We start from the raw sequence: 21,533 nt of genomic DNA, 5'->3' as shown, positions 1-21,533 counted from the left end.
GGATGATGCGAATTCATCCGATGAGGATTATGAATCAGGCAAATACATCTTTTATTTTGGAAAAGAAGCCTTTTTCGCGGCTTTTTGCGCTTTCGGGATTGAAATGTTCGTTCCCTCTTAGCGCTTCAATATGGCGGCGTTCACCGTCGGAGAGGTCTTTTGGAACATACATGTTCACTTTGATGAACTGGTCACCCCTGCCGCTGTTATTCAACCCTTTGATTCCCCGCTCTTTCATCCTGAGCAATTTGCCCGGCTGTGTTCCCGGCTCAATTTTCAGTTTGGCTTTCCCTTTCAGTGTCGGGACTTCAACCTCAGTGCCAAGAACGGCATCCGGAATACTGAGCAGCAGATCGTAGTAGATATCATTTCCGTCACGTTCGAAGTTTTCGTGCTCTTTCTCCTCAATCAGAACGATCAGGTCACCGGGTTCACCGCCTCGTACACCTGCATTTCCCTGGCGTCTGAGCGTAATATAATTTCCGTTTGAAACGCCGGACGGAATGTTCATCTTCACTTTCTCTTCTCCGCGGGTGCGTCCTTCTCCGTGACATTTCTTACATTTATTCCGGACAATTCGGCCTTCACCCCGGCAATTCGGACACGGCTGTACGTTTACAAACTGGCCAAACATGGTTTTTGAAACCTGTCTGACTTCGCCCATCCCGTTACAAGTACCGCACGTTTCGAAATCGGATTCTGTTTCTGCACCGGTGCCGCTGCACTCGCCGCATTTTTTATATTTCTTAACCTTCAGTGTTTTTTCAGCACCTTCAGCGATCTCTTCGAGGGTGAGAGATACACTCAGTTTCATATCTGCGCCGGGTTGTCCCTGGCTTGTACGGCGCCGGCTGCGGGATCTTCCCCCGCCAAACGGATCTCCGCCTCCGCCAAATATATCACTACCAAAAATATCGCTGAATCGGCTGAAGATATCTTCAAAATCCGCGTTGCCGTAATCCTGACCTCCGCCAAAACCTCCACCGTTCATGCCGGCGTGTCCAAACTGATCGTAGCGCTGACGTTTTTGCGGATCGCGCAGCACATCATATGCTTCTGACGCTTCTTTAAACTTTTTTTCCGCTGATTCATCCCCTTTATTTCTATCGGGGTGATACTTCATGGCGAGTTTTCGATACGCCTTTTTCAGTTCTTTCTCTGACGCATCTTTGCTGACGCCTAATACTTCGTAATAATCGCGTTTTGACATAAATACCTTTTATTCGCTTACAATTACCTTCGCGTGCCGGATGGTTTTATCACCAATTCTGTATCCATTTTCTAAAACCTGTAAAACGGTACCGCTCTCCACAGAATCATCCTCTGATTTTTGCCTGAGCATGGCATCGTGCAGATCCACATCAAACGGCACACCATCCTCATCAATTCGCTCCACACCATACCGCTGCAGAACATCATCAAATTTGTTAGCTACCATTTGTATACCGTCCAAATAAACCGGTTCGGCTTCTGCTTCTTCCATCGCTTTCAGAGTTCTGCGAAGGTCATCATTTACAGGCAGAAATGCTTCAACAGCGTTTCTTTTTGCGTTCTCAAACGTAAGCTTTCGCTCCCGTTCCAGACGCTTCCGCATATTTTCCATTTCTGCGGCTTTTCGAAGCTGTGTCTCCTTCACGGTTTGAATCTCATCTTTCAGCTCCTCAATCTGCTGCATCTTTTCGTTAATGAGTTCCTGTTGCTCTTTAAGCAGTTCGGTATCATCGGTCTCCTGCAGGGTCTCCTCCCGCTCGTCGACCACCTGTTTATCTTCATTCTTGCTCATAAAACTAAAATCAGTATTTAAAATCTTTTCTTTTATTCTATTATACATATACACACCTGAATATCACTGACACGCAAATAACATGCCAGAATCAGATTCAGGCTATATTCGTGACAATCTTTCGCCGGCATGAATAGGCGCGACAATATTACCCTTCGTAAAAAAATTCAATCATATTACCGTCTGGATCTGATGCAAATACAAATCGGCCTTTTTTCCTGTTTGCAGGTCCGCTGAGTATGGTAACTTCATTATCACGCAGATATTTCGCCATTTCATCCACTTCATCCGCGGAATTCAGATAGAATCCGATATGATCAACGCGAAAATCTCTTGAATTCGGATCGTAACTGGTTTCTGCTTCCACAATGACCAGGGTGTCCTCTTCCCCGATTTTATAAACAGCCATACTCTGACCCATTTTCCGAACCAGTTCAAATCCTAAAATAGACCCGTAAAACTCCTCGGCACGCTCAATTTCGTTCACGCGGATGGTCATGTGGTTTATTCCTGAAGGCTTAAAATCCATATATCTGTATTCTGTATTTAGATTGCTGTTTATTCTGACAATAAACTACGAGTTTTGGTATTATCTTTTAAGAATTAATTTTCACCGAAACCAGCTGTCTGTGTCAACGCTCTATTTAGTGGCCACCCCTATCGGTAACCTGTCTGACTTCTCACCCCGGGGTGTTGAAATTTTAAACCAGGTGGATCAGATCGCCTGTGAAGATACACGAACTTCATCGGTTCTTCTTCAACATTTTCAAATTCAAAAACCCACCTTTTCGTTTCATCAGCACAATGAGCACCGAAAAGTGAATCACCTGGTAAACCTTCTCAACGGGGGAACTGATGTTGCGCTGATCAGCGATGCCGGCATGCCCGGAATCTCCGACCCCGGCTTTCTCGCTGCCCGGGCGGCACATCAAAACGGACATACCGTCACAGCCATTCCGGGACCCGATGCGGCAACAACGGCTGTAGCAGCAAGCGGACTTCCGTGCGACCGTTACCTCTTCGAAGGATTTCTCCCTCCCAAAAAAGGGCGTGAAACCCGCATTCGTGAAATTGCCGATTCGGACATTACGACTGTGCTATACGTGAGTCCGCATAAGCTTGTGCGCTTTCTTAACCGCTTTTCTGAATTTGCTGAGCCGGACCGATGGATCTGCATTGCCCGTGAGCTCACCAAAAAGTTCGAAGAGGTTCAGCGTGGTCAGCTTTCAGAACTGATCCGCATCTGGGAGGAGCGAGAATCGATAAAGGGAGAGTTTGTCGTGATTATCTCCGGAAAATCGTACAGCGAATAGATGAGAAAAAACGAGTTATGGGATGAACCGTGGGTATTGTCAGTTTTACCGGCAATCTTTTTGTGGCTCTCGTTTCCCCCGTTTAATCTCGGTTTACTGCAAATCCCAGCATTTGTTCTATTAATACGACTTTCTGTCATCAGCGTGTCAGTTCGCCAGATGATCTTCTACGCCTATCCCTCCTTCATCCTCTGGAACCTGCTCTCCACGTACTGGCTGATGATGGCGACGATTACCGGAGGGGCTGCTGCCATCGTTGCAAATGCTGCGCTCATGCTGATTCCTCTCGGGCTGATCCGCTACGTTCTTTTAAAGAAATCCGGGCCGATATTAACTTCATTTCTTGCAGCAGCCATCTGGGTCAGCTACGAATATCTGCATCACCAGTGGGATCTGGCATGGCCGTGGCTCACACTTGGAAATGCGTGGGCAAATCTTACAGCGGTTATTCAGTACATCTCAGTTACAGGCGTATGGGGGATTAGTTTCTGGGTTGTTTTTACCGCTGCACTCACCTATCACGCCATTGTAACCCGGTCGAAATCGATACAAAAAATGGCTGCTGCCGTTCTGATAGTTGTACCTGTTCTCTCGCTCATTTCCATTCCATTCATCCATCAGCCGGAAGACCGTCCGCTTGATGTGCTTATCGTGCAGCCCAATTCTGATTCATATGAAGATTATGGCGGACACCCCTCACTCGATGCCCTTGTCACCCACCTGCTCACAATTTCTGATCGCGGACGCACCGATTCCACCGAAGTTATCTTATGGCCGGAAAATGCGATCGATTCTCCCATGACTCCCGACAGCCAAATCTTCAGCCGTATTCGCGACAGCCTCGATACATGGAATACAGAGCTGATTACCGGCAGCAGCTACCTGAAATATTACGATGAAGATGACGCTCCATCTCTCACGCGCGGAGTCCACAATAACCGACCGTATTCCATCTACAATGCCGCCTTCCATTTCTCTGGAAACACTACAGAAATATACGAAAAAGGCCGCCTGGTGCCCGTTGTGGAGCGATTCCCTTTTGTTGAGTTTTTTCACGCAATTGACATCTTTGACGGGGTGGATTGGGGGAGGTATATGGGGTACGGACTCGGGCAAAGTGCGACTGTTTTTGATGTTGATGACGCCAAAACCCCTGCTCTGATCTGCTATGACTCCGTTTTCCCCGGGTGGGTGAACCAGTTTGTGAATAACGGAGCTGATTTTCTCTCAATCGTCACAAACGATGGCTGGTGGGGGGATTCACACGGCCATATTCAGCATTTTGCCTATGCACGGCTTCGAGCAATCGAACAGCGCCGGTGGATCGCAAGATCCGCAAACAATGGAATTTCGGGGATAATTTCACCGGATGGAAAAATTCAGGCCGCAACAGACTACTGGACTGAAGAAGTTTTCTCTCACCGTATCTACCGCTCCGATCACATGACTATTTATACACGCTTTGGTGACTGGCTGCCTGTTTTCTTGCTTATTTCCGCTACCGGCTGGATGGTTATTCTGATCGTGAAAAAAAATTAGTTGTGTAGATATGGTATTTCTGAGAGCTTTAAGTCTTGCAAAACAATTCACCCATTTCTACATCTGTTTTTGTGCTGGATTGATTGGCACGAGAAATATCATATCTCTCCTTTTTGATCATTACAGACATGTTAGACATGATATTTCTGAGGATTCTGAGATTTGCATAATAATTCATCGACCACAGCATCAGATAATTGGACTGAATTGATTGTCCTGAGAAATACCATGTCTACGGGGCGCTGATCATTCATCGGATGAAGCGAATTCATCCGATGAGAGGTGTTTTAATTCGATGAGATATTGATCTGAACATTGAACCGGATATCGTGCGTGGTTCTTGAAAATGTACGTGTCGACTTGGGATTGGTGCTGGTGTATGTATACTCAAAATTTGACCGGAACGTGTTAGAAAATCGATATCCTACCACAATAGATCCATTAAAACGGGATTGCCCTGAAATCCGGGGATCGGTGATGCTGTAAATTGTGGGATCTCTGACGATTTGCTCACTCCCAACCTGCAGTGCATTGGAAATATCCTGTTCAAGCAGAAACCGCTCTTCTTTATCATCAATAAAATTACCATTGAGAGAGATATCCACATCATTTTGAAGTGTTCTCAGGAATGGCAGCCTGAAATTCTGAATCGTATAGGCAAAGGAGAAATTTACTCCTTTAGATGTTCGTTCAGTCACCTGCACGTTTGAAAGCGCCATGCTGGTTACCATGCTGGTTTCATAGCCGATCTGTGTTCTCAAACCGTTATCCCAGGTGATATTCAACTGGGCCAGCGGAGCAAACCTGCGTTCCACATTCAGGGAATTGGGCTCATATTCCGGACGAAAACTTATCACAGAGTAGGCACCCACATTCCGGCTGATTTCTGACCCGGTATCATTATTCAACGACCATCCCACCCTGTACCGGCCGCTATATGAGTGGGTAAGTGAAGCCCGCTGCATAAACCGATTTACAAACGGTAACAGATTTTCCATTCCTGTCCAGGTAACCCGCCAGTTTGGAAGCGGTATCGGTGTAAAATTTCGTTCACCAACAGAATTACTGCCTCCCAAATACGCCTCCCTAAAATCTTCCTGGAGCGTAACACGACTCAATACTGTACGGCCGTCTCCATCCCCTAAATCATCTGAAATGATGTTTTCACCAACCGGCATATCACCAAATGCCGTTTCAAGCTGACGTTCAAATAGGTCGCGATACCCGCCGCCAAAAGCCCAAACAGAAGATGAAATATTACCCGATGCCGTTTGAACGGTGGAAATTTCACTACCCGGATCAAGAGAAATCGATTCCGTCATCCGTTCATCCCACTGGGTTTGCCAGGTAAGATCAAGAGTGATATTTGTAAACGGGTTAAATCGCGCACTCAGGTTAATGTTGTCGTTGTAGGTGTTGTTCGCCGGAAGCTGGATGATCGATTCCCCGTCGATATTATCGATCAGCTGATTGGTGCTGATTCTCTCTTCAAGCCCCATCCGATAGAGAAAACCGGGGGAAATCTGGTCGTCGTTAAACATATCGTAGAACTGCGATCCGCCCGCATAACCGGCCTGTGAAGATGTTTTTGCTGTGTTATAATTGATATCCAGCGACTGTAAGCTAAAAAGCGCCAAAAGCACTTTTCGGCCAAAATAAAAAGCCTGTTCATCGATACCGTACGGCTCCACATCATCATCATCACGGTTTCGCCTGGCGGTACGTTCGCGGCTCGCCTGTCGGTCACTATCCACCGCATCATTGTAGGTTGATGATTTCCTGAGCAGCGAGTTGATATTCAGCCGAAGGGTGTGATCTAATCGAAAACTGTTGGATACAGATGCGCCAAGATTCGATCCAAACGCTGAGTTCTGCCACCTGAAACCGCCGCTGTATCGCGCGTTGTAATTCACCCACTGCAGCGCACTTACCTGATTCAATCGGGGCTGCCAGCTTGCGGTATACTCTTCACTGTATGTGTCCCGCCGGGGATTGAGCGTATCCGAAACAAGATCACGCAGTACTTCAAACGTAGGGATCGGCTCAAAAGCCTCGTCATCCACTCCGCCGAGCCCCGCATCCCGCACGGTAAACCGGCCCAGGTCAAATGTATTTCGTGATTGAAACGATGTGGATATCGATCGGGTAAGATTATACCCCAAACCAAACACCGTATTATAGGTGAAGTTGTGATTTTGCTGCAAAGGCAATTCATCCTGACCTTCCAGAACCCTGCGCTTTCGCTCATCATACGAACGGTTTGTCGCAATAGATGTGGTTACATTGTTGGGCCGTAATCCCAGCCCAAGGCCCGATAAATTACTCAGCAGCGGCACTTCATCCAGAAAACGGAATGGCCGCCAAAAAGATACGTTACGAAAGGTATGAGAGTAGCGAAGCGATGCGTTATAGCTCCAGTCATTCTGAAATAGCTGTTGCGGATTTCTTCCCGATCGGGTCGTGTAGTTGTAGCTCAGTGTGGTATTATCGACGGTGTAGCGGACCAGCCGGTTTTCTGAATTACGTTTGGTGATATTGGATAGGTTTATCGCATAACTTTCCGTGTAGGTCTCAGCTTCACGGCGTTGTTCACGGATTAGCTGATCCTGATCATCTTCCGATAAATTTTCACTTGCACGAACCGCACTTTCAAAATCTGACATCCGGATATCACCCTGGTTGGGCAAAAATTTCGGGATGGACGATGATTGACGAGTAGACAGACTCACCGGAATGTTCCAGCCGTACCGTTCTGGAATGAGCCGGTGAAGGTTCACGGTTGTACTTAGATCATATGCAGTCTGATTATCAACCCTGCGCTGACCCAAACGGGAATTAAGTGATCCAAAACCCTGTGTCTGCCGCGTCAGATTTCCGTTTACCGTTGCAAAGTCGGCCATCTGAAACCTTGCACTCGCATTTGCTGCCCAGCCCCGCTCGTTATCATAGCCGGATACACGAAGTTCATTCAGCCAGAGTTCCGCATCCACAATTGGGGTACCCGGGCCATTTGGCTGATCCGGATCGTAAGGGTTTCTGATCCCCATACCAATTTCGGTTACACGCCCAAGGGATGGGTTTCCGCGAATCGCAATTACGGCACCGGGCACAGCATTCTCAAGCAGGTCTCCCCTTTCGTAGACACCGTCAAGATCAATTCCAAACTCCTGATCGCGCAGCTGCTTAAGCTGGTTGAAAGCGGAGAGCACAATATTCATACTGTTCTCATCATAAAGCCAGATCTGTTCCGCCTCTTCACGCAGCTGGGGATTGTTACCCGGATCAAAATTCTGGAATGGAAAGTTTTCATCTGAAGGAGAAACTGGCTGCCGATATTCGTAGTAATTGTTTTCAAGATCATTCCCGAAACGCATCACAAGCTCCACTTCATCACGGCTGTTGTATCCTTCACCGTGTACAAACATTCGCATATTCGAGTAATCGAGCAGGTTCAGTCCACCCGGATATACCCGCTTGATGAGCTGCACTGATTGTGGTCCCAGGTTTTCAGCCTGCAGCACGATAGACTGTTCATTTTGAAGGCTCTGAAGCTGGCTTCCCCGATCCTGGGCCCGAATTGCTCCTGCCGGCTGCCGATATGGAAACGGCCTTCGGTTCGAATTCTCTTCAATATTAATAGTGCTGATCCTGATGTTCGCATTCGGATCGTTCTGCTGATTAATCGCTTCATCTTGCCGCCACTGACTCCCCACAAACTCCATCGTGGCAAATCGGAGCGTGAATGGCTGTTCATAACCCGACATCCAGAAACGGATGTAGGTGATATTTTGAAAATCGTTGATGTTCCCCACTTGTCGCTTGAACTCCTCAATCGGAATCCGAACCTGGTACCATCGGTCTTGCTGCGGATCACCCGGATTTCCCACCTCATCCACAATATAAGTGCCCGGTTCCCCAATCCTTAGCCGCGACTGATCAGCCGGGTTAAAATCTACTTCATACTGGTAATAGGCATTCGTGAGGTTTACTGTTGATGGGTTCACCAGCCCCTCCGAATCGGGCCGGTTGGTGATCGCCCGGTTATCACTCTGATCGATCGGGGTGTTGCCATCAGGAAAACCGAGCAATCTGTGGAAACGCTCGTGGAGCGGAAGGCCGTCCGAAGCAGACGCCCCATAAAAACGGTAATCATCGTTCGAGGGATCTTCAAATATCCTCTGAAACTCCTCACTTTCTTCACCATACTGCTGACGCATTTCCTCGATGAAATCGGCAAAAACGGTCTGCTCATTAAGCCCGTTTACGCCACCGGAATTTGGCAGGCCGTCGAGCCCCACATCTTCAAGCTCCCGGTTTTCGTTCGAAAACTGACCTTCAGGTGGCGGTGGGTTTGCCGGAAGAGCAGATCGCGGATTGTCGAAATCATCCAGAATCAGATTATCCGGATTCAGAGCCAGTCCATCTTCGGTATTGTTTTTGGAGTTCGGGATGACATCCTCAGAAACAAGACCGATATCGATAAATATTTTCCCATCATAATCTTCAATCATCGCACCGCCGGGTAGCTGCCCTCCGGGAAGAACGGGCTGCACCCAGAATTCAAGAAACTCGATATTGTTTTGGGTAAAATCCTCCTGCCCGGATGGTATAACGGCCGTCATTCCGCCCCATGTTCTTTCCGGCTCCTGTTCCAGCAGCTCTCTCAGGTTCATGTTATAGTTGTACTGTCCGCGCAGGGTTGGATTAAAATGCACATCCAGGGTGTTTATGATTTCATCCTGGGGATTTTGTGTTTCGCGGCCGGGAAAAACATCCCGCACATTAACCGGCTGAGATTCAGGAGTAAATTCCACCCCGCCAATGATCGAAGAAATATTTCTTGGTATGGTGTAAAAACTAAATTTTGACCGCAGATCCGAGCGGTCACGTCGCGCCTGTGCGGAGCCCGATGGCGGACTTTGAAAATCATCTTCCTCAAAAATCTGTGCATCAGGTTCATAACCCGGTACAGCAGCGGGTGCCGCGGCAAGATTCCACCGGTTAGCATTTAAAAGGCTCAGCTTTATGCTCGATCCTTCAAAATCATCAATAAACGACAGACCCTCTTCTTCATCGGGGAAAAGTTCATCATTTCTGATCGCACGCCGCACAGCCCTTGTTTCCGCAACACCGGGCCTCAGCTGTGCAAACTCACCACTGAAGGTGAATTCCGATTCTGCGCGAGTCTGTAATAGCGGCAGTGCATCCAGAGCCCGCGTTACAAAAGGAGTGTCAAAACGTGCATTGGCATCGAATCCGAGAATTGAATTACTGATTGGCTCATCCCCGATCCGGATTTTATCATCCAGCGGGCGCTCATTAAAACGAAAGTAGGTACCGCCAAAACGGATGTCATTATTTACTTCATACTCGGCACGAATCCCGGTAAATGTTTTCTGTTCGATTGATGTAAAGGCCTGGTTTTCATACTCAATGGTAATATCCTGGCCGGGAGCGGTGTAGCGATCATTGAGGATTGTAATACTCCCGAATGAATAATCCACCTGGTAATCCACATCTTCCTGCAGTTCCACACCATTTGCACGAACGCGAACCGATCCTTCAACAAGTGCAATTCCAAGGTTATAATTTTCCTGAACACCGCCTCGCGACGTTCCCTCAAAGCGGTAAAATTCATTTTTTGAGCGCTGTGCTGCATTTCTCTGCCGTTCAAGGTAAAGTTCGCGATATGCAAGTCGTTCGATATCATCTGCCGATGCCGGGGAATCTTCCAGCAGTTCAATCAGGCGATTCCCAAATGGCTCCAGGTACGGGAAAATGATCCTTCCTTCCTGCGCATTCAGCGTTCCTGTTCCAAAATCGATCTCATTATTTGGATTGAGCGCACCCTGCGAATCTACCCGGTCAAGGCCCAGATCCTGCATCAGCGTTGTTGTGCGGCCGGGAAGACGGTTCTGTGACACATTTCCCTCGGTAAATTGTAATTCCAGCTCCAGGTTCTCGCGGGTCAGGTTGGATACACCCAGTGAGTAAATGTTCCGCATTGTGAGCGGGAAAAGATCGTTGTCGGTTGAAACATTCCGGGGGCGCAGCATCTTCAGGTAAATTCTATCACCGCCACCCTGGTTGATTTCACCCACATTTACAATTTCACCGCCAAAACCCCGGTAATTAAATGCAACTGCCAGTACTTCACGCGATCCAAGTGATTGCCGCAGTGATATATATCCCGACACTTTGTTAATGGTATAATCTTCACCCTCACGCAGCGGGGTGAAATATCCTTCTTCAAAATTCCTTGAATCTTCAATGCCAAGGTCTTCGGCCGATACTCCTTCCTGAGGATCACGAAACTGGTCCAGAATTTCAGGTGAAAAACGATCCCCTTCGTTATTTGGTGGTATATATCCGCCATCGGGACTTTCAATCACCCCCATATCCGCCAGGGCTACGGCGCGCCGGGCACCTTCATCAGCCTGAACCGTCTCCCGGAGTTTCCACACCTCAACATCGGCAATCTGCAGCGTTTGACTAAGTTGCTGCGGATTTGACAAACTGTTTTCAAACTCCTGGCGCGTGTAAAAATCGAGGAAAAAGTGACGATCATCATCATATTCAGCCGGACGCACACGAATCTGCTGTTCCTGCGATCCTCCGCTGATCGTCTCCACATTACTTTCACCATCCTGCTGTGAGACAATTGAGGTAACTCTCAACGGACCAAACTCGGCAATCGACTTGATTCCAAACAGGGCCCCGCTGCCACGGATCAGCGAATTCCCGGTATTCATGGAGACATTCCCCATTTCAATCCGCTTCAGAATTTCATCATCATACCCTTCATAGACAATACTCAGCCGATTCTGATAGTCGAATGTCCGTTCGGTATCCCAGTCAGTCTGAATAGTAAGCTTATCCCCGATTGTACCCTGGATATTTAGCTGAAGGCTCTGTTCGAACGTTGGATCAATACGCGTTCGCTGATCTTCCGGAAGGTTCACATCATCTGGAGATTTCTGAATAGATGCTCCCACATTCATAGACGCCACTCCATTGACCCGAAGGTTCACCTCAGGTCGTCCGAAAATAGTTGTAAATGCAGATTGTTCACCTCCCGGTATGGCCAGACTGAAATCGAGCAGTCCCCTTCCGCGTTCTTCTCGCTGGCGGGCTTCCTGCACAAGCTGACTCCAGTTAGTCTTCAGTGCCTGCTGAAAATTGAACTCTTCATATTGTTCAAAAGTATAATAAGTGGCTGCGCCGCTGGGATATCCCATAATAAATTTACGGGCAAAAAAGTCTCCCTCTTCTGTTCGCTCAATCTGAACCTCTTCGGCAGGAAGTGTGATGAAATAGACTCTGGGGATCGGTTTTAAAGTGGGGCGAGTCACCATATCACCCCGAACAGAACGAAATGCGGGCCTCAGATCCTGATGAACTGTATCCTGTATCGCACTCAGCGTATCCTGCTCCGTTTCAGTCTGGGCATAGCCTGATACTGCTGATCCCACCGACAGAATCCATAGACTGATAACTACCGTATAAATTCGACGTACTTTACTCACATTCGTTTATATACTGACTATCTGTACGATACTCCATCCCGACTGAAACACCAGGCAGATAACCGTGCTACTTGCTATTATATCGTTTGTTTTACTTACGTCGTATCGCTGAAATCTATAGGCAAAAATTTGATTTGTGAGATCGTCTGTTCATGTGGGTTATCGGTGGTCTGATAATAATGCTTTAACAAATATGTTGAAAGTACGAATCATATAAAACATGCACGTCCGTTTTTAATATCTTTCCCGGCGTAAAATCATCCCGTATATTTGAAATATGTTTAACAAAGTTCAGCGAGACCTTTTAAAAAAGCACGTAGGGCCATTTCTATTCTGCTTTTTTGTGTTGATGTTTCTCCTGTTGATGCAATTTTTGATGCTTCATGTGGATAAACTCGTTGGTAAGGGGCTCCCCTTTTTCGTGGTTGTAGAACTGATTTTGAGCAACCTGGCCTACATGGTTGTGCTTGCCGCACCGATGGCAACCCTCGTGTCAACGCTCATTGCATTCGGAAAATTCTCTGAATGGAATGAATTAACCGCAGTGCGTGCAGCAGGCGTCAACCCGATTAAGCTGGTTATGCCTGTTCTGGCCATTTCAGCTATTGTTTTTGTTTCCACCGCTTACTTTTCAAATTATATTTTACCTGAAGCCAACCATAAAGCCCGCTCACTTTTTATTGATATCCGGATGGCCAAACCCGGATTTGACCTGGAGGAGAACACTTTTTATGAAGGAATTGAAGGGTACACATTTCTGGTTCGCCAGTTAGATGCCGATTCAGATACTCTCAGAGATCTCACCATATTCCAGGAACCGGTTCAGGACCGGTACAGGGCATATATCCGTGCAGAAACCGGCCAGCTTGTAAGCGATGATGAGCAGACGCTCACGTTATATTTGAATAACGGCTCTATCATGCGCCACATACCCGGAGAACGGCGCGGAAATGAAACCGTTGAGATTACCGAGTTTAACCGCTACCGACTCAGTTTTGACCTCTCGGATCTCGCATTTTCGAGGACCAATCCCGACAGCCGCTCACGAACCGGGCGAACTATGAGCGGAGAAGCTATGCTCGCCGTCGTAGATTCGATTCAACAGGAAGTCCACCGCGAATTTAACAACTTCACCGAACGCACCAATCAGCAGGAAGCCATTCCGTATGCCGTTGATCGGACCAGCGGAATGTACCGGCGAGCTACACAAACCAGAACCGATTCTATTCCCGCGTTTGAGTCGAGCTACGAAGCCCTGAATTTAATCGATCATCCATTAAACCAGATTTCAACACTCAACCTTGCATCCAACAGCCTCAGCCGCTACAGGGCTGATGTGGAAAGCTTTCGATCGAACATCGACTGGAGAATTCTCCGAATTGCCGAATTCTGGGTGGAAATCCATAAAAAAGTTTCGATTCCATTCGCCTGTATGCTTTTTGTGCTGATCGGAGCCCCTATCGGTATGCTTACTCGAAACGGAAATATCGGAGTGGCCGCACTGATCAGTGCAGTGATCCTTACGATCTATTTTATTGCTATTATACAGGGCGAAAAACTGGCAGACCGGGGAGTGATTTCTCCATTTATGGGAATGTGGGGAATCAATATCGTCTACCTCATAATCGGGTCGTTCCTGATGCTACACGTGTGTACTGCGTTCCGAATCACCAATCTATTCCAGTCGAATGACTAAATTTGACCGATACATTTTCAAGCGTCTGTTTATCGTCACCTTTTTCGTGATGATTGTGCTGATCTGTATTTTTATTCTGATTGATTTTTCTGAAAACAGCGATGAGTTTACCGAAAAAGGTGCAACAATCGCCGAGATACTGTCGGTCTACTACCTGAACTATATCCCGGAGATGATCCGGCTGATGTCGCCTCTGGCAGTATTTGTGGCCTGCCTGATATTGACAGGCCAGATGACTGAACGGCTCGAACTCATCGCCCTGAAGGCCTCGGGGGTCAGTTTATATCGGCTGGTGTTACCCTATCTCATATTCGGATTCCTGGTCGGGGCATCTGTCAGCTATCTCGATGCTTACGTGATTCCCACCTCTAATGCCGATCGAATTGAATTTGAAAGCAGATATTTGAGTGGTTCAACTGACAGGATTGACCGCGGCAGGCTTTTTCGGCAGGATTCCGACAGTACGATTGTAAGTTTTAACTTTTTTGAAGCAAGTTCAAACACCGGATATCAGGCATCCATCGTAACCTTCAGGGATGATAAAGTCAGCCGCATTTCTAACGCGAACAGAATTGAGTGGAATGATTCACTTTCCGTTTGGCGCGTAGACCGCCTGCGCGAACGTGTATTCGACAATGGGAATTATGTAGAGACCGACACAATGAATGTGACGGTAGATCTGAATCTTTACCCCCGTGATCTGGCCCGGCGCAGTTCCGATATCTATCAGCTCACCTATCCGGAGGCTGTTTCCTATATCGAATCCATTGAAAGGATTGGCGCCGGCGGGACTTCACTGCCCCGCACCCAGCTTTACAGCCGTATTGCCTATCCAATATCTATTTTTGTGGTTTGCCTGATCGGCTTTGCGCTTGCCTCGGAACGCCGAAGAGGTGGCCGCGGCTTCTACATCGCAGCGGGGCTTGGCATCAGTATCATCTACCTCGCCTTCATGAAAATACTGGAACCGTTTGGATATGCCGGAACACTTTCACCGGAATTCGCATCCATTTTTCCACACGCCCTGTTTCTTTTGATTGGAATTATTTTACTGCTCATCGCAAAAAAATAATCCATTTACCGGCCACAAAATATCAGGCTTCCGGTTTTGGTCCCCTGTAGTTAAAGGGCATATCGAACTTCTCTTTAGAACGGATCTCACCGTGCTCTTTCTCAAACTTTCTGATGTTTTCATTGAGTGCACCAGCCAGCCGTTTTGCGTGATCGGGAGTTAATACCATTCGTTTCACAACTTTGGCTTTTGGTACTCCGGGCATCATCGAAATAAAATCAAACACAAACTCCGAGGGCGAATGTGTGATCATCACAAGATTGGAATACGTTCCTGACGCCTCTTCCTTACCCAGTTCAATTTCTATTGGCTTACTCTTTTTATTCTTTGGTTTCTGTTCCATTCTGTATGTATAGGTTTATAGTATTATAAATTAAAATTGACAGATAGAAGCTAAACTTACCTGGACAACCTTTTCATTCGATGAAAAATCTATATATACGGGGATAAACATCACCCGGTTTTTTAATCATAAGTGGTTTTAATTTGAGCACCCGGCCTTTCTGACACACCCCCGGCCCCCATAAACCATTCATTGGCTGCAAATCAGGAATTCTCTATTCGTCGAGAAATCCCTTTTCCCGCATCCAGTCGTCGTTGTAAATTTTTGAGGTGTAACGTGTGCCACTGTCCGGCAGAATTACCACCATCAGGTCATCTTTACCTAATTTCTCTTTTCTCGCATATTCAAGTGCACCATATACGGCCGCACCGCAGGATCCCCCGATAAACAAACCCTCTTTTTTAGCAAGCTCGCGCGTCATTATAAACGCATTTTTATCGTTCACCTGTTCAACTGCATCGATATACTGGAAATCGATATTTCCCGGGATGATATCTTCGCCAATCCCTTCTGTCAGGTATGGTTTAATCTCCTTTTTATCAAACTCACCGCCGCTCTCAAAATATTTTTTATAGACAGATCCAACACTATCCACGCCGATTACTTTGATATCAGGATTTTTTTCTTTCAAATATTTTGCCACACCGGTGATTGTTCCGCCGGTTCCCATTCCTGCTACATAATGCGTGATTTTACCGCCGGTCTGTTCCCATATTTCCGGGCCGGTGGTTTCGTAGTGAGCTTTGGTATTGCTCAAATTATCGTACTGATTTGGGTAGTACGAGTTTGGAATCTCTTTACTGAGCCTTTTTGCTACAGAGTAATAGCTTTCCGGATCTTCAGGTTCTACATTGGTCGGACAAACACGAACTTCGGCACCCAGTGCACGCAGCAAATCAATTTTTTCCTGGCTCTGTTTATCGGTTGTTGTAAAAATACAGTGATACCCTTTCACAGCCGCTGCAAGAGCCAGACCCATCCCGGTATTTCCGGATGTTCCTTCAATAATCGTCCCGCCGGGCTTGATGAGTCCCTCTTTTTCGGCATCTTCAACCATTTTAAGGGCAATTCTGTCTTTTATACTCTGTCCGGGGTTCAGGTATTCAACCTTTGCGGCCACCGTCAGCGGCAGATCTTCTGTAACATGGTGCAATTTTACGAGCGGTGTATTGCCGATCGCCTCCAATATTGAATCTTGAATCATCATCAAAGTTTTTGGTAAGTTATCCGTTCGGTTTCTGAGAACCTTGTTTTTAAAATTTCATGTGAAAGATATAAAAAATGCGGCGTGTTGTTAGAATGTATTTCACAACAGCTATTCTGCAGGCCGCCCCAAACTTACCTGTAATTTTTTGATATTGACCATCAAACACCTCTTTTTTTTAACATTGATTCTGCCATTCCTTAGCGGTTTTACAGTTTCCAAACAGGATCATTCTGCCGATCCCGAATCCCGATCTCTTCAGGCGGACCGGATTGTGCGCGTATCGCTCTTCAGTCTGAACCCACCGGATTCTGTCAGGATTACATCCGAAGCCTCTTCCATCCGTTTTTACAGCGACCAGGTTTCAGTTGAATTATCAGATCTCTCAATTGATGTAGCCGTAAAGATTTCAGAAAACCGGCTCTACCTGGAAACGTCCGGCATCAAACAGGAAATCGATTCTCTGATGGTCATTTCGGATGATCTTCCGGCGCGTCTCATTTCAGAACCTCACGGATACCGGTACTACCACGGCAGACTGCTGCTGAAACCGGGCCGTGATAATCGCTCTATAGAAATCATAAACAGCGTTCCGCTTGAATCGTATATTGCTGCCGTTGTGGGCAGTGAAATGAATTTTGAACATCCGGAGGCCCTGAAAGCGCAGGCGGTTGTCTCCAGAACTTACGCTCTCTGGTCCATTGCCGGTTCGCCCTATCCGGATTTTGATGTCAGAGATTACGAAGCGAACCAGGTCTACCTTGGACACCTCCCTGACAGACCCAGATATGAAGAAGCGACACAACAGACACGGGGCGAAATTCTTACCTGGAGCGATCAGCTTATTCTTGCTGTTTTTTCAAGCACCTGCGGCGGGCACACCTCAAACAATGAAGATGTATGGGCAGGAGAGCCGCACCCCTACCTTCGTGCGCTCAATGATGGCGGAAGTTGTTCTGCATCGCCGCATTACGAATGGAGCTACACTCTTCATCGGGATGATATGGATGAACTCCTGCGTGAGCGATATGGGTTCAGATACCGATCCGCGGAATTACAGAAAGATCAAACAGAAAGGGTCAGTCACCTGATCCTCAAGAATGGGCAAGGCCGCGAATTACGCTTTACGGGAAATGAATTTCGGCTGATGATAAACGCAACATTCGGTCCGATGGCCATTCGAAGCACGCGATTTAGCTGGGTTGAGGAGGAGAATGATATTATTATTGAAGGCAGCGGGATGGGCCACGGTGTGGGAATGTGTCAATGGGGAGCACTCGGACTGGCCGAAAACGGCTGGAATTATAAAGATATACTCTCCTTTTACTTTAGTGGTGTGAAAATCGTAAATTTAGGAGATATTGAATCAAATCAACTTCCACTTTATCAATAAAGATGTTTTTAGATCAAGGTAAACCAAAAGATTACGACTGTGGCTATAACATGGATCTGATGATCGCTGCTATTCCAAATATTGATGATCACGGAGAGAGGCTGAAATACGCAAAACGTGTTGTTGGCCTGATCAAACAGAGCCACCCGAACTGGGTTGAAAAAAACGGACAGAGCAAGCTGGCATGGGATTATTTCTTTGAACTGGCTGAATTTGATCCAACAGAATACGGGATCCAGAATCCGTTTGAAATCGGTCAGCCCGACGACGCAAAATAGCTACGTATTTTCCTGAATACTTCTATGAAGGCTTTACAAAATCTCAAAATGCAGTCTTCCTGCCCCCTCAATGCAGGATCTCAATTGCATTTTTGAACATCTCTAACGAAGTGCTCCAAAATCGGTTAAGCTGTTAGGCTTCAATTGCTAATCGATGTTTGAGTGGTTATTCTTTTAAACCTTTTACTTTGGGATTGTTAAACTTTCAATTTATATTGAAAGTTATATAACATCACAAGTTTCGAAGCTATGATATCTGCAGAACGGTTTCCAAAAACCACAACAGAATTTATTGAAACGCTGGACAGCGAGTCTTTCAAAGCGTTTCTTCATGCGTTATCCCAGGAAAAAAAGAACCCGGATCGCCTGATATCTATCACTCTGCCGATCGCTCCTATCGACCCGCTCGTTGCGCTGGAACAGCACTCTTCTGAAGAGGATAAATTTTATTGGGATCATCCCGTAAATAAAATCTCTATTTCTGCAGCAGGTAAAGTTTCAGAATTACGTGCTACGGGACAAAACCGATTTGATGAGATTTCTGAAAAGACAAACAAACTGAAGAAGAGAATCTCTGCCTACACATCAGTCACTCATAACATGGCCGGGCCGCTGTTTTTAGGCGGATACAGTTTTGGCGATCACAATGTTGGTAAAATCTGGAAACGATTTGGAGCCGCACGTTTTGTGCTGCCGGAGTGGATTCTTGTAAAAAGCGGTCACAGGCATATGCTGACGCTCATACTCGAGCGGAAATCAAAAGCGATTCACGATATCTACATGGAGATTATTGAGCGGGTTACCGACTTTCTCAATATTTCGGGCAGACATGCCTTACCAGCGCCAGCCATAAATGGCAATCAGAATATTCTTTGCAACATGCAGTCTGCTTTTGATAAACCAACCTGGTTGGATCGTGTGGATCGCGCCAAAGATCTGATCCACGAAAAAGCATTCGAGAAAATTGTGCTCGCACGATCGGTCAAGTTGAAATCGAAACATAATCTGAATCCAACGCTTCTCAGCTACCATCTGCGTGAAAAATATCCGGAATGCTACAATTTTATCATTCAGATTGATAAGGAAACATCGTTCATTGGTGCCACCCCGGAACGGCTCGCTTCTTTTGAGGACGGAACCTTCAAAACCGAAGGCCTTGCCGGAAGTACATCCCGCGGGAAAAGTGCCTCAGAAGACGCTGCCCTCGCACAATCTCTTCTTGACAGCCACAAAGACCGGATAGAGCATCAATTTGTGGTACGCGCAATTGACAACTCTCTCGCTCCGTACAGTTACAGGGTGGAGCACCCCAATAAGCCGCAAATAAAAAAACTGAATAACGTTCAACATCTCTTCACTCCTATTTCTGCTACCATCAAAAGCGGCGTGAAGATTCATGATCTTGTTCAGCAGCTTCATCCAACTCCTGCTGTTGGCGGTTTTCCGAGGGAGAACGCCGTGCCGTTTATCCAGGAAATTGAGCAGATCGAACGCGGATGGTACGCTGCACCCGTGGGCTGGTACAATTTGAACGGATGCGGAGAATTTGCCGTGGCGATCCGAAGCGCCCTGCTCCATAAAAATAACGCACACCTTTTTGCAGGATGCGGGATCGTGGGTGATTCTGACCCCGAAAGTGAATGGCAGGAGACCCTGATGAAATTTCAGCCCATCACCACTGCGCTGAATGAGCTCTGACCGCCTGCTCTCCCCATATGAAACTGCAGCTGAACTGATTCATGCCCTCACTGGGTTTGGTGTCCGTCACGCTGTCATATCCCCCGGGAGCCGCTCCACTCCGCTGACACTGGCCTGTGCGCATCACCAGAAGATCAAATCAACAGTGGTGCTGGATGAACGGTCAGCCGCATTCATCGCTTTGGGAATTGGAAAGCAGACCGGCGTTCCGGCCATTCTTGTTTGCACTTCCGGAACTGCAGCGGCGAACTATTTTCCGGCTGTGGCAGAAGCCCGCGCCTCCGGTGTACCGATAGTGGTTCTCACTGCTGACCGGCCGCCAAACCTTCGCGGTATCGGCAGCTCCCAGACGATTGATCAGATAAAACTCTTTGGGGATCACACCGTACTTTTTCATGAACTTGGTGAACCGGTCAATCAAAGCTGGGACATTGACAGAATCCGATTTTCTGCAAGACAGGCGATTTCAGATGCTGTAACGAAAGGCGGAGCAGCCCACATCAACGTACCTTTTCGAAAACCACTTGAACCGGAAGAAAACGAATTAAAGCGAGCGGAAAACCTATTCCGAAGTGAGAATGAAAACAGTTTTAATCAAAAAGCCGATCTCACCAAATCCGTAATCCTGGGTAATGAGATCACAGATCGCATCAAACATGCGGAAAATCCGCTGATTATAGCCGGACCTTCAAATGCATTTCAATCCCCTGAAAAGCTTGCTTTCCGGTTTGCCGAACAATTCATTGGTCCGATTATCGCGGAGCCGGGTTCTCAGCTGGGTGAACATCCGCTCAGAGTTCACCGTTATGAACAGTTTTTACGAAATCCAGCTACTCGTCAAAAACTCAAACCCGATCTGATTCTCCGTTTTGGTGACCAGCCATTCACAAAATCGGTGCTAACCGCACTGGAGGATTGGAAGGATGTTGATACGATACGGTTTGATTACCGGAATTCATGGCAGGATCACCAGATGAGCTCAGATCTTGTGGTGAATCTCTCCCCCGGTGAAACAATTGATTTGGAAATATTTGACCAAACCACTTCCTACAAACTAACCGTATGGAAAGATGCAGATCAAGAAGCCGGTGAAATTCTGCACTCGTTCTTAGAAAAGGAAAACAGGTTAACAGACGGTCATATATTCTCCCGCTTTATACATGATAGCAACGAAGGAAACAGCATCATGCTTTCGAACTCTCTCCCGCCTCGGGATGCGGCGTTGTTTGGCGAACCGGGACAACATGTAACGGTCAACCGCGGAGCTGCGGGCATCGACGGGATTTTATCCACAGCGATCGGCACCGCAATTGCATCCGGCAAGCCCACAACCTGCCTGACCGGTGATCTCGCTTTTCTTCACGATTCAAATGCCTTGCTCACATTACAAAAATCAGAAACTCCGTTCACCGTTATAGTTGTAAACAACAAAGGCGGAAATATTTTTCGAATGCTGCCTGTTTACGATCAGAAAAAGACGTACACCGACTTTTTTGAAACACCACAAAATGTAAACATTGAGGACATCGCAAAGGCGCACAACATCATATATCAGCGTGTAGAAAATCGTCAGCAACTGGAGGAAACCGGACTTTCGTCAGTTAAAAATCCAGGAGTACGGATCATCGAATGCATTACCGATCCCGACGCAAGTATGAGTATGAGAAAAGAATTGTGGGGATCGTAGG

13 protein-coding genes and 1 pseudogene are annotated in these 21,533 nt (G+C 47.0%); 8 read left to right on the top strand and 6 right to left on the bottom strand.

The window, feature by feature from the left end:
* Positions 1 to 34 precede the first annotated feature (34 nt).
* The 3 genes from dnaJ to DYD21_RS20085 form a co-directional block, all read right to left on the bottom strand.
* A complete protein-coding gene (gene dnaJ, locus DYD21_RS20095; RefSeq protein WP_116038814.1) occupies positions 35 to 1,210 on the bottom strand; it encodes a molecular chaperone DnaJ in 1,176 nt (391 codons plus the stop codon).
* A gap of 9 nt (positions 1,211 to 1,219) precedes the next feature.
* Positions 1,220 to 1,783 carry a nucleotide exchange factor GrpE gene (locus tag DYD21_RS20090; protein ID WP_116038813.1) on the bottom strand — a complete coding sequence of 188 codons (564 nt, stop codon included), beginning with the start codon at positions 1,781 to 1,783 and terminating at the stop codon, positions 1,220 to 1,222.
* A 148-nt stretch (positions 1,784 to 1,931) separates the two neighbouring features.
* A complete protein-coding gene (locus DYD21_RS20085) occupies positions 1,932 to 2,312 on the bottom strand; it encodes a VOC family protein (protein WP_116038812.1) in 381 nt (126 codons plus the stop codon).
* A gap of 100 nt (positions 2,313 to 2,412) precedes the next feature.
* Here DYD21_RS20085 and rsmI point away from each other — a divergent pair, with 100 nt between their 5' ends.
* On the top strand, positions 2,413 to 3,096 hold the full coding sequence (gene rsmI / locus DYD21_RS20080) for a 16S rRNA (cytidine(1402)-2'-O)-methyltransferase (protein WP_199535618.1): 684 nt from the start codon (positions 2,413 to 2,415) through the stop codon (positions 3,094 to 3,096).
* Positions 3,097 to 4,635, top strand: a complete 1,539-nt coding sequence (gene lnt / locus DYD21_RS20075) for an apolipoprotein N-acyltransferase (protein WP_116038810.1) — start codon at positions 3,097 to 3,099, stop codon at positions 4,633 to 4,635.
* Between the two features lie 287 nt (positions 4,636 to 4,922).
* Here lnt and sprA read toward each other — a convergent pair whose 3' ends face one another.
* Positions 4,923 to 12,161: a cell surface protein SprA gene (gene sprA, locus DYD21_RS20070; protein WP_233505597.1), complete on the bottom strand. Its 7,239-nt coding sequence runs from the start codon at positions 12,159 to 12,161 to the stop codon at positions 4,923 to 4,925.
* Positions 12,162 to 12,438: 277 nt separating this feature from the next.
* On the opposite strand from sprA, the gene DYD21_RS20065 reads away from it, so the two are divergent.
* Both DYD21_RS20065 and DYD21_RS20060 read left to right on the top strand, forming a co-directional pair.
* Positions 12,439 to 13,857, top strand: a complete 1,419-nt coding sequence (locus DYD21_RS20065; protein ID WP_116038808.1) for an LptF/LptG family permease — start codon at positions 12,439 to 12,441, stop codon at positions 13,855 to 13,857.
* On the top strand, positions 13,850 to 14,929 hold the full coding sequence (locus DYD21_RS20060) for an LptF/LptG family permease (protein WP_116038807.1): 1,080 nt from the start codon (positions 13,850 to 13,852) through the stop codon (positions 14,927 to 14,929). Before DYD21_RS20065 ends, DYD21_RS20060 begins: the two co-directional genes overlap by 8 nt.
* Positions 14,930 to 14,951: 22 nt before the next feature.
* Here the strand turns inward: DYD21_RS20060 and DYD21_RS20055 are convergent, their stop codons facing one another.
* Entirely contained in the window at positions 14,952 to 15,272 is a 321-nt protein-coding gene (locus tag DYD21_RS20055; protein WP_116038806.1) for a DUF3467 domain-containing protein, read from the bottom strand.
* 217 nt (positions 15,273 to 15,489) lie between these two features.
* Positions 15,490 to 16,476 (bottom strand): annotated as a pseudogene (locus DYD21_RS20050) (PLP-dependent cysteine synthase family protein); the annotation flags it as partial.
* 148 nt (positions 16,477 to 16,624) lie between these two features.
* Here DYD21_RS20050 and DYD21_RS20045 point away from each other — a divergent pair.
* The 4 genes from DYD21_RS20045 to menD all read left to right on the top strand — a co-directional run bounded on the left by DYD21_RS20045 (position 16,625) and on the right by menD (position 21,532).
* Positions 16,625 to 17,869 carry a SpoIID/LytB domain-containing protein gene (locus DYD21_RS20045; RefSeq protein ID WP_147303663.1) on the top strand — a complete coding sequence of 415 codons (1,245 nt, stop codon included), beginning with the start codon at positions 16,625 to 16,627 and terminating at the stop codon, positions 17,867 to 17,869.
* Positions 17,870 to 17,871: 2 nt separating this feature from the next.
* The gene (locus DYD21_RS20040) at positions 17,872 to 18,147 is read left to right on the top strand and encodes a DUF4290 domain-containing protein (RefSeq protein WP_116038803.1); all 276 of its coding nucleotides are present in this window, start codon (positions 17,872 to 17,874) and stop codon (positions 18,145 to 18,147) included.
* Between the two features lie 249 nt (positions 18,148 to 18,396).
* Positions 18,397 to 19,845: an isochorismate synthase MenF gene (locus DYD21_RS20035; protein ID WP_116038802.1), complete on the top strand. Its 1,449-nt coding sequence runs from the start codon at positions 18,397 to 18,399 to the stop codon at positions 19,843 to 19,845.
* Entirely contained in the window at positions 19,835 to 21,532 is a 1,698-nt protein-coding gene (gene menD, locus DYD21_RS20030; protein WP_116038801.1) for a 2-succinyl-5-enolpyruvyl-6-hydroxy-3-cyclohexene-1-carboxylic-acid synthase, read from the top strand. The genes DYD21_RS20035 and menD overlap by 11 nt, the downstream gene beginning before the upstream one ends.
* Position 21,533: the final 1 nt, after the last annotated feature.

The organism is Rhodohalobacter sp. SW132 (assembly GCF_003390325.1).
In the GTDB taxonomy this organism is placed as follows: domain Bacteria; phylum Bacteroidota; class Rhodothermia; order Balneolales; family Balneolaceae; genus SW132.
Note: the sequence above shows the minus strand (reverse complement) of the source record. Positions and strands in the feature narration are given on the sequence as shown.

Bases quoted from the DNA above. Each gene is read 5' to 3' on its own strand.
- dnaJ (WP_116038814.1), bottom strand. From the start codon at position 1,210: ATGTCAAAACGCGATTATTACGAAGTATTAGGCGTCAGCAAAGATGCG.
- DYD21_RS20090 (WP_116038813.1), bottom strand. From the start codon at position 1,783: ATGAGCAAGAATGAAGATAAACAGGTGGTCGACGAGCGGGAGGAGACC.
- DYD21_RS20085 (WP_116038812.1), bottom strand. From the start codon at position 2,312: ATGGATTTTAAGCCTTCAGGAATAAACCACATGACCATCCGCGTGAAC.
- lnt (WP_116038810.1), top strand. From the start codon at position 3,097: ATGAGAAAAAACGAGTTATGGGATGAACCGTGGGTATTGTCAGTTTTA.
- DYD21_RS20065 (WP_116038808.1), top strand. From the start codon at position 12,439: ATGTTTAACAAAGTTCAGCGAGACCTTTTAAAAAAGCACGTAGGGCCA.
- DYD21_RS20060 (WP_116038807.1), top strand. From the start codon at position 13,850: ATGACTAAATTTGACCGATACATTTTCAAGCGTCTGTTTATCGTCACC.
- DYD21_RS20055 (WP_116038806.1), bottom strand. From the start codon at position 15,272: ATGGAACAGAAACCAAAGAATAAAAAGAGTAAGCCAATAGAAATTGAA.
- DYD21_RS20040 (WP_116038803.1), top strand. From the start codon at position 17,872: ATGTTTTTAGATCAAGGTAAACCAAAAGATTACGACTGTGGCTATAAC.
- DYD21_RS20035 (WP_116038802.1), top strand. From the start codon at position 18,397: ATGATATCTGCAGAACGGTTTCCAAAAACCACAACAGAATTTATTGAA.
- menD (WP_116038801.1), top strand. From the start codon at position 19,835: ATGAGCTCTGACCGCCTGCTCTCCCCATATGAAACTGCAGCTGAACTG.